20 protein-coding genes are annotated in these 11,663 nt (G+C 56.6%); 8 read left to right on the top strand and 12 right to left on the bottom strand.

The annotated features are described in order from the left end of the window. Positions 1–72 precede the first annotated feature (72 nt). The 3 genes from HNR55_RS12350 to HNR55_RS12340 form a co-directional block, all read right to left on the bottom strand. Positions 73–669, bottom strand: coding sequence for a hypothetical protein (locus HNR55_RS12350; RefSeq protein ID WP_166115834.1), 597 nt, complete (start codon positions 667–669; stop codon positions 73–75). 90 nt (positions 670–759) lie between these two features. Beyond that, positions 760–1,335 carry a hypothetical protein gene (locus tag HNR55_RS12345; RefSeq protein ID WP_166115832.1) on the bottom strand — a complete coding sequence of 192 codons (576 nt, stop codon included), beginning with the start codon at positions 1,333–1,335 and terminating at the stop codon, positions 760–762. Then, a complete protein-coding gene (locus tag HNR55_RS12340; RefSeq protein WP_166115830.1) occupies positions 1,329–2,054 on the bottom strand; it encodes a DUF1376 domain-containing protein in 726 nt (241 codons plus the stop codon). The genes HNR55_RS12345 and HNR55_RS12340 overlap by 7 nt, the downstream gene beginning before the upstream one ends. A gap of 54 nt (positions 2,055–2,108) precedes the next feature. On the opposite strand from HNR55_RS12340, the gene HNR55_RS12335 reads away from it, so the two are divergent. Further along, positions 2,109–2,909, top strand: coding sequence for a LexA family transcriptional regulator (locus HNR55_RS12335; RefSeq protein ID WP_242005583.1), 801 nt, complete (start codon positions 2,109–2,111; stop codon positions 2,907–2,909). Positions 2,910–3,022: 113 nt separating this feature from the next. Continuing rightward, positions 3,023–3,322 (top strand): hypothetical protein, encoded by a 300-nt coding sequence (locus HNR55_RS12330; RefSeq protein WP_166115829.1) that lies wholly within the window; start codon positions 3,023–3,025, stop codon positions 3,320–3,322. Between the two features lie 183 nt (positions 3,323–3,505). On the opposite strand, the gene HNR55_RS12325 is transcribed toward HNR55_RS12330, so the two are convergent. The 3 genes from HNR55_RS12325 to HNR55_RS12315 are packed head-to-tail and all read right to left on the bottom strand — an operon-like array spanning position 3,506 to position 4,638. After that, complete coding sequence (locus HNR55_RS12325; RefSeq protein WP_166115827.1) at positions 3,506–3,706, bottom strand: hypothetical protein; 201 nt, start codon at positions 3,704–3,706, stop codon at positions 3,506–3,508. Between the two features lie 3 nt (positions 3,707–3,709). Next, positions 3,710–4,174, bottom strand: coding sequence for a hypothetical protein (locus tag HNR55_RS12320; RefSeq protein ID WP_242005582.1), 465 nt, complete (start codon positions 4,172–4,174; stop codon positions 3,710–3,712). Positions 4,175–4,200: 26 nt separating this feature from the next. Further along, positions 4,201–4,638, bottom strand: a complete 438-nt coding sequence (locus HNR55_RS12315; protein WP_166115825.1) for a hypothetical protein — start codon at positions 4,636–4,638, stop codon at positions 4,201–4,203. A gap of 511 nt (positions 4,639–5,149) precedes the next feature. Between HNR55_RS12315 and HNR55_RS12310 the strand changes: the two genes are divergently transcribed. The 6 genes from HNR55_RS12310 to HNR55_RS12285 all read left to right on the top strand — a co-directional run bounded on the left by HNR55_RS12310 (position 5,150) and on the right by HNR55_RS12285 (position 9,320). After that, positions 5,150–5,533, top strand: coding sequence for a hypothetical protein (locus HNR55_RS12310; protein WP_184382716.1), 384 nt, complete (start codon positions 5,150–5,152; stop codon positions 5,531–5,533). 522 nt (positions 5,534–6,055) lie between these two features. Next, complete coding sequence (locus HNR55_RS12305; protein WP_166115824.1) at positions 6,056–6,439, top strand: hypothetical protein; 384 nt, start codon at positions 6,056–6,058, stop codon at positions 6,437–6,439. Between the two features lie 312 nt (positions 6,440–6,751). After that, on the top strand, positions 6,752–7,717 hold the full coding sequence (locus HNR55_RS12300; protein WP_242005581.1) for an RNase A-like domain-containing protein: 966 nt from the start codon (positions 6,752–6,754) through the stop codon (positions 7,715–7,717). Continuing rightward, entirely contained in the window at positions 7,689–8,072 is a 384-nt protein-coding gene (locus HNR55_RS12295) for a hypothetical protein (RefSeq protein WP_184382710.1), read from the top strand. The genes HNR55_RS12300 and HNR55_RS12295 overlap by 29 nt, the downstream gene beginning before the upstream one ends. A gap of 655 nt (positions 8,073–8,727) precedes the next feature. Then, positions 8,728–8,910 carry a type II toxin-antitoxin system HicA family toxin gene (locus HNR55_RS12290; RefSeq protein ID WP_166115822.1) on the top strand — a complete coding sequence of 61 codons (183 nt, stop codon included), beginning with the start codon at positions 8,728–8,730 and terminating at the stop codon, positions 8,908–8,910. A gap of 20 nt (positions 8,911–8,930) precedes the next feature. Next, on the top strand, positions 8,931–9,320 hold the full coding sequence (locus tag HNR55_RS12285; RefSeq protein ID WP_166115820.1) for a type II toxin-antitoxin system HicB family antitoxin: 390 nt from the start codon (positions 8,931–8,933) through the stop codon (positions 9,318–9,320). Here HNR55_RS12285 and HNR55_RS12280 read toward each other — a convergent pair. Genes HNR55_RS12280 through HNR55_RS12255 form a run of 6 tightly spaced genes read right to left on the bottom strand, consistent with a single transcriptional unit; the run spans position 9,292 to position 11,632 of the window. Next, positions 9,292–9,702, bottom strand: a complete 411-nt coding sequence (locus tag HNR55_RS12280) for a hypothetical protein (protein ID WP_166115818.1) — start codon at positions 9,700–9,702, stop codon at positions 9,292–9,294. The genes HNR55_RS12285 and HNR55_RS12280 overlap by 29 nt on opposite strands. Further along, positions 9,689–9,835 carry a hypothetical protein gene (locus HNR55_RS12275; protein ID WP_166115816.1) on the bottom strand — a complete coding sequence of 49 codons (147 nt, stop codon included), beginning with the start codon at positions 9,833–9,835 and terminating at the stop codon, positions 9,689–9,691. The genes HNR55_RS12280 and HNR55_RS12275 overlap by 14 nt, the downstream gene beginning before the upstream one ends. Then, entirely contained in the window at positions 9,832–10,383 is a 552-nt protein-coding gene (locus HNR55_RS12270) for a twin-arginine translocation signal domain-containing protein (RefSeq protein WP_166115814.1), read from the bottom strand. Before HNR55_RS12270 ends, HNR55_RS12275 begins: the two co-directional genes overlap by 4 nt. Beyond that, on the bottom strand, positions 10,380–10,739 hold the full coding sequence (locus HNR55_RS12265) for a hypothetical protein (RefSeq protein WP_166115812.1): 360 nt from the start codon (positions 10,737–10,739) through the stop codon (positions 10,380–10,382). The genes HNR55_RS12270 and HNR55_RS12265 overlap by 4 nt, the downstream gene beginning before the upstream one ends. A 4-nt stretch (positions 10,740–10,743) precedes the next feature. Next, positions 10,744–11,178 carry a cell wall hydrolase gene (locus HNR55_RS12260; RefSeq protein WP_166115810.1) on the bottom strand — a complete coding sequence of 145 codons (435 nt, stop codon included), beginning with the start codon at positions 11,176–11,178 and terminating at the stop codon, positions 10,744–10,746. Continuing rightward, complete coding sequence (locus tag HNR55_RS12255; RefSeq protein WP_166115808.1) at positions 11,153–11,632, bottom strand: hypothetical protein; 480 nt, start codon at positions 11,630–11,632, stop codon at positions 11,153–11,155. The genes HNR55_RS12260 and HNR55_RS12255 overlap by 26 nt, the downstream gene beginning before the upstream one ends. Positions 11,633–11,663: the final 31 nt, after the last annotated feature.

Raw genomic sequence — 11,663 nt, 5'->3', positions numbered from 1 at the left:
AAGTTAAAAAAACGCACATTGTGCATATTTTTTACAAATCCATGCCTTGCACCAGCTTTTTTCCTGACCGTCCTAGCCTGCCGCCACACCGGAACGCGGTTTTTTACGGTTCTGGTTTGCCCGGCGCAGACTGTTATAAAACCCTTCAAGCTGCTCCAGCAGCATGGCGCACTGGGCAGAAACCTTGAGCCGCGCCCGCGCATCTGACAAATGCGGAAAAAGAACACGCCCCATCTGCATGAATGACAGCTCATCCACCAGCATCAGTTTAAGCCGCACATCGGCACACAAACCAAGAGCGTGGCGCACATCGGCCAGACGGCCAGCGGCGTGCGCACGTGTCATCTGCCAGGACACATCATCATGCCGGGTCAGGGTATTGGGCGTATGGTTTGTGGGGTATTCAATATGCCCCACATAGGCAAACACCCAGTCCCTATACCAGCGTTCCGCTGCATTGGCGGCATCCTGGGTAATGTCACGCGCATTCAGCAGCGCCTGCACCGTACCCAGCACCCGCAACGGGGCGCCCGGGGTTGCTGTGTCCACCGCAAAGATGGACTTTTCCATCCGCTCGGCCGTGGGCTGGCACCCTGCCTGCGCGGATAAAAGACCCGCATGGGGTGCTCCACCCTGCTTTTGGGAAACCTGCGTGTGGGATGCATTCATTTGCATAAAATCCTTGCCTACCCTGCCTTTTCCACCTTTTTGGGGAAAACGGGCTATAAACTGTTCAATTTTTTGTAAAGTGGCGCGCAATCAGGTCCGATTTTGCATACAATCCACATTATCCACAGGGTTGTACACAGGCTGCGGCGCATGGTGCTGCTCCCATTGTGCCCAGCGCAGCTCCTGCGCCTGTGCGCGCGCCATGCGCCGGTCGGCCTCTGCCACCATCAGGCGCAACCGGCCCTGCGTGGCGCGGGCCTCGCCACACTGTGCCTCCAGCAACGCCACCAACTGTGCCGCGGATGGAAAAAACGTAAACGCCATAAGGGCACGGCGCACAGTGGCCTCGCTCCATGCCAGTGCTGGCACTGTGGCGCAGGCTGTAACCAGCGCGACACAACGCAGTTGCAGGGCCACGCCGGGCAGTGGGTTAACCACGCCCGCGTTCAGCATTTCGGCAAACTCCTCTACCCTGCTGGTCAGTTCCAGCACAGGTAGGGGGGACAGGGCGCGGGTATAGGCTGGCAGAAGGGCACGTGCCTCGTCCACAAGGGCAGCCGGGGGAGCAAACCCTCCGGGGCGGAACGCCTCCAGCTGGCCAGCCAGTGCGGGGCTGGGCTGGGGCAGGCCCGCTGTGCCGTGGCCCTGCGCGTTCAGGCTCAACATTCCGCACCACCGGGTTTGTCATCACCCGCCATGTGGGGCTGCGCCTCTGGCGTGTTACGCGCTGGCTCCCGCCCCTGTTTGCGGGCCGCGCTGCGCTGCCTCAACCGCGCGGCCTGCTCCTCCAGCGGGTGTGGCACATGCGCCTTGCTGGAACGCCCCCGCGCTAAATCCGCCTGATTATTCCCCCGCGAACGCAGTGAGCGACTCTTGCTCTCCCTCTCACTCTCCCTTGCATCTGCGTGGGCTGTGCCGTGGCACGCGGGGGCCGGTATGGGGGGAGCACTCTCCTCCGGCGTATGCCCCCAGCGGCGGGCCGCACGGGCACGCTGGGCCAGACGGGCCTTCCAGGCCTGATTGGCTTTTTGCGCAATAACGGGGTGGTACAGCCGCCCATCCGAGCAGACGACCCACCCATGCAGGGCCACCGTGCGCAGCGTAGGCCACCGCCCGCCCGCACCGGACAGATGCGCCAGAACCCGGTCGTTATGCGGCAGGCTGCCCGCTGGCACCTGCTGCCATGCCTTGCACCACAAGGCTACGGCGCATTTAAACCCGTCCCCCGTGCTCAGGGCGAACAGGTCGCTATCCAGCAGACGGCAGGTATCGAGCGGCATAAAGGGCAGACCCCGCAAATCGCTCTGCGGTGGGGTCATTGGGGCGGGAAAAGGCCGGGGCGGCTCTTGCACCGCATCCGGCAGGCTGGTATGTGCGTTGTTCATGCACATAATGTGCGTATTAAAAATACAAACTGCAAGCGGTTTTTACGCACTGACATGCACGACACTTTTGACCACAATGCAGGCATGAACCAGAATCGGATCACGGACAGGCTTAAAACCCTGCGCGAGCGCGCCGGTTATACGATTCGTGAGTTTGCGCGCGACCTGGGGTACGGAGAGAAGTTTTCCTCCTACCGCATGTATGAGACCTCCTACAAAAAGGATGTGCTGCCCTTACCCATGGTCAAATCCATGGTGCCATTGCTCAATGGCAGGGGGGACCCGCCCATTACCGCCAACGAGGTATGGAACCTTGCCGGTGTAAGCATGGGGGAAGCTGGCCTTGTGGCCAAAATGCCCCCCCAGCCTACGCCCGCGCCAGCCCCCCCCCAGCCCGATACCCTGCCCCCGGCGGGCTCCGGCCGCATTGCCATACCTGAATATGATGTCATCACATCGGCCGGGCCGGGCTGTGTGCCGGTTCTGTGCGCCCCGCAGGACGGGTTGCGCCCGGTGGAACACTGGACCCTGCCGCGTGGCTACGTTGCGGCTTTTTCCGAAACACCAGACACGCTGGCCATTGTCCGCGTGGCGGGGGACAGCATGGAGCCGGACTACCAGTCCGGAGACAGGGTGCTGGTGGACACAGCCCACCGTATTCCCTCCCCCCCCGGTGTGTATGTTCTGTGGGACGGGTTTGGCCTTGTGCTCAAACGTCTGGAACTGATCCCCGGCATGGAGGAGCCCCGGCGGGTACGGATCATGAGCATTAACAGCGCCTACTCCACCTACGAACTCACACTGGACGAAATCAGCATTAACGGCCGTGTTGTGGGCAAATGGACCTGGAAGTAACGCCCAGCCCTCCATAAGCCCGCACTCCCCCCGCGCACATATGCGTGTTATCAGGTCTTGCGCTGTGCATTTATTACGCACATACTGGCCGTGTGTTGTTGAGGGAGAACACTTTGGAAGCGCACCCGCCCTGCCCCGACCACCGCCACGTGGCGCAGGTCGATGCCTATACCCACGCTGCCCGGCGCGGCCTGTTCAGCACCGATATGCTGCCCAGCGCCACGGCGCAGGAGCTTGCCCGTTACGAGCAGGCCATCCTGCACCTGCGCGCAGCCAGCCACAGCCTGCAATGGCCTTTTTACACCAACACCACCTTTGCTGCCGACCAGCACCGCTACTGCGAGGAAAGCATAGGCGAGATTGTACAAACCGTGCGTGACCTGCTGGAGCGCCAACAACAGCCTTTGGGGTAATGCCACGCTGGCAGCCGGACCGGCATAAGGTACCGGCCCGCACTCCCCTCTCCCCCGTTATTCCGGCCTAGTCTGGCCAGCCACCGTCGCGCTGGGCGAGCAGGCGCAGGGTTACGGCCAACGCAACCCCCACCAGCCCTACAAGCCCCCCACCCAGCACCATACCGCACTCAAAATCCACACTCATGATGCCTGAATAGCCGCGTTGTCAGCCTGACATTTGGCAAAGAGTGCCGCAATATCCGCATCACTCGGGCCTGTACCGCTTTTGCTTTGCTCAATGGCGCTCAAAACCGTGTCATACGCTTCGGGACCATATTTTTCCGCCAGAGAGACCACAGTCCCCACAATACCCAGTATGACACTAATTTCTGCTGCAGTCATGGTTCATTCCTTCCCATTGGTGGATACGGACATATCCGCATCGGCCTGCGTGGTGGTCGTCACGGTAGTCGTGTTTGTTGTCGTGCCTGCAGTCGTAGCCATAGTGCACGCAGCCGGAGTACTCCCCCCCGTAAGCCCGCTCCAGCAGGTGGAAAACGCGGCAAAATCCGCCTGCAGGGCTGCAACGGCTGTTTCGGCCAGCGTGTTCCCGGCCTGTATGGATTGCTCAAGCGCGCTCAGTTCGTCCAGCACACTCTGGCTGGCCTTGCGGGCAAGGGCTTTTTGTCCGGCACTCAAGCTTACGCCGGGCACACGCCCGGCCATAACATCGGGCATGGGGCTGGCCAGCAGGTGGTACGCACTGGCCGTATCATACACCGCCTGACGCAGCTTGCCCTGCGCGGTTTGCGCGCACGAACATAGCAGGCACAGCGCCACAAGGCTGCCCGCTTTGACATGATTTTTCATACTTATTGTTCCTGAAAGGAAAATTTTTACGGTGTGGTTTTCTCTGTAACCACACATTCCGTGGCCGCAGCATCAGCCTCCGCAGCGGGCTCGCTGGCAGATGGGGTCTTGACCAGATGAGTAGCCATATACGGCATAGCGTACTGCACTCCCAGCCCTGTTACCCGCACCATCTGGTACAGCGCAACCAGCAGTCGCCCGTGCACGGGGGCGGGCACAGCAGCCGTTATGGCCGCACAGGTGACCATACCTGCGCAGATAACAAGCGCCACGTTCTGTGGCAGAACAGAAAAAAACGAGGGAATAAAAGCAATAATCGCAGCAACCTTGGCTGTATTGCGCGTGACGGACCCCATAGCGGGCACATTGTGGCCAGTATCGGCCATGCTCAGAACCTCCATTTGACGGATTGATCGTCTGCCACTGCCCGCCAGACCCAAGGCCACACCCCGCGTGCCGCGCATGGAATTCTTCCATACCCTGAATGCAAAAAACCTGCCCCTGACAGGCAGGAACAGGTGAGCAAGGAGTATAAGGCGGAAGGGGTAAAAGGGGCGTCTTGCGTGTCTGGCGTAACGCTACGGCATTGCCCCAAAGGGCGCAGAACAGGCGACGATAAAAAACCTATGCCACACTTTGCGCGCATAAACACTGTTTTTTATTCTGCCACACATCCCAGCAACAACACCCACCGCGCAAACCCGGCCATAACACGAGAGATACCCCCTCAGAAGACGACCGCACACTCTCAAGTGTGGGTGACTATATGCTCCTAAAATAAGCCGCTCCAACCAACAAATATATGGAACGTCTGTTTAAAAAAGGAAAAATACCCAGTCATTTCATTTTTATTATGCAGGAAGTCCGCCGGACATATTATTTACAAAGTGCTCAAGAATGCCCAAGATGGAGCGTAAGACTGCGCGGTATATCCGTATTGCAATGGTCAAAAAGAACCCCACGAGTGAATTTACTATGTCCAAACTGCTAAAATGTACAAATCATGATATTCGTACCATATTTCCGCGTCTAGCCGATCTGGGTGCCTGTTCCTTCGGCGAGGATCCTGATATTTTTGGCGATACGTTGACAGAAGTTGTTGAAAATGCACCACGAGGTCATGGCCTGCTGTTCAAACAGCAAACAGTCAACGAATTAAAGACTTTACTGGCTTGCAATGAGGCAGAACTCCACCATGCAAGCTTTGCTTTGATCGCCATAAGTCCTACTGAAGAGGTTGAAGAACCACCTAATTGGGGCAATTTTCCTACCTTGCGGGCATTCTGGTCTGCCACCCTCCACAGTTTTGAACATGACCCCGAGGTACAGGCGGGAAAAGAGATTGACTCAGATATGTAAAGGCGGGTCATTCGCGTGGCATCTGCAGATGCATACCGACTGACCTTTAGGCATGTTGACATCACTTGGGAACACTTCCACCATCCTTCACCTTACGCGTCTCAGCCTGCCAGATCAGACTCCAACCAGAATCTCATCTCACATCACTGGCAGAAAAGATTTGATGGCGACCGTAATGAATCACGACCGCATAATCTCAAGGTAGGTGGCCATATACTACGAAAACACATCGCTCTCAGCGACGAATATATTAAACGTCGGATCACAAAGTAAAAACTTCCAGTATGTTCATACTTTACTACACAGGCAGCGGCTTAACGGATTATTCACAAAATACTCACAAATAATGCTTCCAATATTGATGCCTGCCTAAAAAATACTAAAGATGGATCGGAAATGCTGCTTGACCAAAACATCTCTGAAAGAGAAACTGTTGTCATTGAAAAAGCTAATCGTCAGCGTAAGACTGTACGGTATATTTGCGTTACAATTATCAAAAAAAACACAATGGGTTAGTTTACTATGTCCAAACTGCTAGACTTGACTAAATTTGGTATTATTGACTTATTCCCGCGCCTGACCGATCTGGGTACTGGCTCATTTGGCGAGGATGCTAATATTTTTAGCGATACCTTGGCAGAAGCTATTGAAAATGCGCCACAAGGTCATGACCTGCTGTTCAAACAGCAGACAGTCAACGAATTAAAGATTTTACTGGCTTGCAATGAGGCGGAACTCAACCATGCGAGCTTTGCCTTGATCCGCATAAGTCCCACTGAAGAGGTTGAAGAACCACTTAATTGGGGCAGTTTTCCAACCCTGCGGGCGTTCTGGTCTGCCGTCCTCCACGTTTTTGAAAATGACTCCGAGGTACAAGCGGGAAAAGAGATTGACTCAGATATGTAAAGGCGGGTCATTCGCCCGCACAAATTTATACCTCCACCGTCATCTTGGATATTCGCGAATGGCTGAAAATTTTGTCAGACTGAGCATTGATAGAGATCAGATCGGCCCATTTTCCATCTGGTATCTGCGCACGGGTTTTGCTACATATTAAACACAGTTCAGATAGTGGTGTTCACTGATCTGGATTTTTCACAAACTTATGACCCCGCATAAAAAGTGCTACGGCATAGATCATAGCGCAGATTCCCCCTGCGACACGCAAAGCCCGCCCTCACCGGCGGGCTTTTTTGTGTCTGCATTTCAGGACACGCCATGCCGAATACCAACCAACATCCCGCTCTGACTTTTGTCATGAGCGAACATCAACTCATCAGCATCGTTAGGCGCTATCTGCCAAGCCCACAAACTCTCAACCGGATCGAAGGACTAGCCACGATCGGCTTTGGGGCGGCGGAAATGGCCGGAGCCACTAGCCTGCTGGGCGCGCCTGAGCCTGTATTCAGTAAAGTGGCAGGAGTTGCCCTTGCTGCCCATGGCGTTGACATGATGGCTGCCGGTCGGTGTGCGTGGAATACAGGCACACCATCACAAACCCGGACCGAACGCGCCGTCCGCAACGCGGCCCTGAGGGCACATGCTTCTCCCGCTGTTGCGGGGCTGGCAGGTGCGGCCGCAGACGCCCTAATCCCTGGCAGCCTGCTGCATGCGGTAAGCTCTTTTGCAGCAACACGGGCCATTCGCGTGGCATCAGCAGATGCGTACCGACTGACCTTCAGGCACGCTGACATCACTTGGGAACACTTCCACCGTCCTTCACCTTACGCGTCTCAGCCAGCCAGATCAGGCGCCAACCAGAATCTCATCTCACATCACAGGCAGAAGAGATTTGATGGTGACCGTAATGAATCACTACCGCATAATCTTAAGGTAGGGGGCCATATATTACGAAAACACGTCGCTCTCAGCGACGAATATATTGAACGTCGGTTTACAAAGGAAAAGCGCCCGGTGATTTCATTCTTCACCACACAGGCAGCAGCCGAGCGTATTATTCACAAAGTACTCAAAAATAACGCTTCCAAGCTTGATACCTGGCTCAAAAATGCCAAAGAGGGAGCGCAAATATCGCTTGACGAAAATATCTCTGAAAGGGAAACCGTTGTCATTGAAAAAGCCGACCGTCAGCGCAAGATCCCACTAAAGATCGAAATTGTAATTATCAAAAAAGAGCACAATGGGTTAGTTTACTATGTCCAAACTGCTAAAATGTACAAATAATGATATTCGCGACATATTCCCGCGTATAAAAAATCTGGGCGCCAGTTCCTTCGGCGAGGATGCTGATATTTTTGGCGATACATTGGCAGAAGTTATTGAAAATGCACCGCAAGGTCATGACCTGCTATTCAAACAGCAAACAATCAACGAATTAAAGAATTTACTGGCTTGCAATGATGCAGAAATCGACCATGCGAGCTATGCTTTGATCGCCATAAGTCCTACTGAAGAAGTTGAAGAACCACCGAACTGGGGCAGTTTTCCAACCTTGCGGGCGTTCTGGTCTGCCATCCTCGACGCTTTTGCAAATGACCCCGAGGTGCAGGCGGGAAGAGAGATTGACCCAGATATGTAAAGGCGGGTCATTCGCCAGCGTGATTTTATAACCCTGAGCGGATTGGTAGTTTTAGCACTTTTTGGGAAGAAATGGTGAGCCGGGAGGGACTAAACCAATCCTTAAATATCAATAACTTACAGTTTATAACTTCTAATATGGCCCCTAATAATATCAGTAGCTTACGCCGTTTTTTTATAACCATTTTCCCCTTGTACAACACCCCAAACCTGTACTACCCTAAACGGGCTACGGCGGCGTGGATGGGCACGCGGGAAATTACCGGCTCAGTCTTGCATGAGGCGGTCAAGGAAAGCTCTCCCTTCGCAGAGAAAGCCGGTATCAAGCCCGGCCCGTAGCAAAAAAGTCGTACGGCGGATTGCAGTCGTTGTGCTCGTTGGTTGAACACAAGAAGCCATCAGATAGCTGCGGACGCGGCGAGCAGGCGGTGGAAGCCCGCCACCCATTGGGGAATCCCCAATAGTTCCCCCCCCCCTCACTCCTGCCGTAATCCCCATGCTATAGCAGCCAAGCCAACGGCTCTCCGCTGCCCATGAGCGCCGTTGGTCTGGCCATTTTCCCGACATCAGGGAAATGGTCTTAACTCGCACAATTTAATACACATCATGCGCATTATTCCCTTGCGGTTGGTGTGTATCGTGTGTATATATAATTTATGAACAGCGCAGCACTCATCAAAGAAATGAAAAAGGCCGGGTGGCAAGAGGTCCGGGTTCGCGGCTCACACCACCAGTTCCGGCACCCTGACCACAATCACACGGTCACAGTGCCCCACCCCAAAAAAGAACTGGGCAAAGGCTTGGTTGCTGCGATTAGGAAACAGGCCGGGCTGAAATAGTCCGGCAAGGAGCAAACAAAATGCGCTACCCTATTGTCATTGAGCCCGGATCGGAAACAACCGCATTCGGCGTTGTGTTCCCCGACCTGCCCGGCTGCTTTTCTGCTGGAGATACTCTGGACGAAGCTATCAAGAACGCCTCTGAAGCCGCTGCGCTGTGGATTGAAGATGCACTTGATCAAGGGGTAGCTGTGCCGCCTCCGTCCTCGTTTGATGCTGTACGGGGCAACCCGGAATGGAAAGGCTGGATTTTCGCCCTTGCTGATGTGGACCCCATGCTGTTCGACACATCAGCAGAGCGCGTAAATATTACCCTGCCGCGCCGCGTTCTCGTACGCCTGGACCGTAGGGCCAAAGAGGAAGGCGAAACGCGTTCGGGATTTATCGCCCGGATGGCAATGAGCGCCTGACCTGCCGCGCCTGCTGCTCACAGGATAACACCAGCGGACGACAAGCTGAGTATGGCCCCATCAGCGTCCCACTCGGTCCGGTGTATTCCACCTGCGCCACGCGCTCCTGCTGCAACCGGACGACAAGGTGGCAGGTGCCATGACCGGATAGGTCCAGTTCTAGGCTCATCGGCCCCTTGAGCGTAAACGGCCCTTGAACCTGCTGATCCTGCCGCCATTGCAGCACCTCGCCGTCTGGCAGTGCCGCGGTATTGTCCGGCACCCCGGCGCAGGCGATAAGGTCCGAGCGGGCCATGCCGACAAGATCACGTTTGGCCTGTAGCGGGACATTGGCGCAGGACGAGAGAGCCAGAAGGCAGGTCAGCGCCTTAATCCGCATCATCCTGCCCTTTCGTAAGCTGGCCCCAGAAGCTGCCCGCGCTTGCCCGCCAGCGCCATATGAGCGCCAGCAGGAGCGTGCCGAGGCCGACAAACGCACCCCCGAGTAGGAGAAAGAACTCGTTATCAGGCGTCACTGAGCAACCGCCAGCGTCTTGAGTGCAGTAGCCTCCTGCGCATCCGTCACGCTGGACAGGTTGATACCTAGAACGCCCATAAACGCATCCAGCACGGTCAGCAGGGAATTGAAAGCCACGATAGCGGTGTTGATGATCGGGTTCGTCACGGTGGACTGGGCAGCCGTGAGACCCGAGCGCAGGGCCGAGGCCACGCCGTTAAGGTCAACCAGAATCGTATCGACCTTGGTTTTCCAGTTCGTATCGTCATACGTGATGGTCAGCGTGCCGTTGGTCGCGCTGGAGAACGCGGTAAGGCTGGCAGCGAGCGCCGTTCCTGCCGTCTCGATCAGGGCCACGGCTGGCGCACCCATGGCGGTTGCAATCACGGTGATGCTCAGGATCGTGGCGATGGCGTTAATACCAGCCTGACCGTAAGCGCGCACCTTGGCCGTGTTGAGCGTGATGGTGGTGGTGCTGCCATTGGTGGCAACAGTGCAGGCAGTCAGAGCGGTGGCCCCGAGCAGGGCAGAATTCCGCAAGAAGTTGCGGCGGGAAAGATTGGTCATTTCGGTGTGTCCTGAGGAATGTTGATAACGGAGCCCGGCCCAGTCAGAGGGGCCGCTTTGGGAACGGTGGTGGCCGTGCTGGAACGCAGGGCAAAGGCGGCATTGGCCGCATATTTCCAGTTCAGGGCCAGAAAGTTGATGACCCGATACAGCAGCCAGAGCTTGCCGGTCTGGTTCGCAGGTAGAGGAATCTGTGTTGCTGCAAACCCGGCCCCCGCGAACACGGCGCACGCATAGAGCAGCCATGTGGCTTCCGGCTGGGGAAGCGCTAGAGCCAGAGCAAGCGGGGACAGTCCGCCTGTCACTGCCGTTGCAGTCTGGGCCACTGTGGTTTTAGTGGATGGCGTATCAGCCATGGGATTATCCTTCTCCAAAAGGCCCCACGCGGTAAAACGCATGGTGACCAATCGTGCAGCGATAGAAGCGGGGAGCAGCCCATGCAGGCGCGTTCGGAAGGCGCGTGTCATAGTAGCTGTCTGCCCCGCTGGTGATGTCGGTAAGGGTGCCGCTCACAAGGCGCTGAGCCAGCGCAAGGGCGGTCTGGAACTGTGGGTCCGCACTGGTCACGGCCAGAAGCTTTGCCCGGTTGGGGTCTGTGCTGTTCCAGCAGGAGAACTGCCACGGGTGCAGGAACACCCCGCATATGTCGCTCCCCCACCAAGCGGGCCGGGCCAGACGGTTCATGCCTGCGCACAAAACGGCCTGCATGCCGGTCGGGCCCTCCCCCCGCGCCTCGCCCCATGCGGTACGGGCCGAGACCTGCAGGGGGTCAGTGAGTAGAGAGGCTTGCGGCATTGGCCTGCCCTCCCTGAGCCGCGTCCCACGGCTCGCGCAGGTGCAGCCAGCGCACCCATATGGTACTGGCCACCTCCTGATCGGAAAGCAGCGTAGACCCCACAGCGGCCCCAATGGTGCAGGCCAGCCCGACAACCACGGCAAGTTTCCGCCACCGCCGGAGGCTGTCCTCGGCAAGCTGGTTCTGACGCTTCTGCGCGCCCGTGTGTTCGGCTATCTGCTTGGTCAGGTCCGTCAGCGCTTTGCGCGTGTCCGATGCTTCAACAGCCCGGTTGCGCTCGCGCTCCTGCCCCTGTGCCTCAACAGAGATAAGCTTCTCCATCATGGCGCTCTGGCCAGACTTGAGTGTGTCCACATCGTCCTCCAGCCCATCAAGGCGGCGGGCGTGGCTGTCCACGATCACGCGCAGGTCATCATCAGCCGCGCAGGGTCCCGCGCACTGTGTTTCAGTCATCTGTTTTATCCGGGCATAAAAAACCACCTCA

This window comes from Acetobacter lovaniensis (genome assembly GCF_014207635.1).
Lineage (GTDB): Bacteria > Pseudomonadota > Alphaproteobacteria > Acetobacterales > Acetobacteraceae > Acetobacter > Acetobacter lovaniensis.
This window is presented reverse-complemented; position numbering and strand designations above follow the sequence as displayed.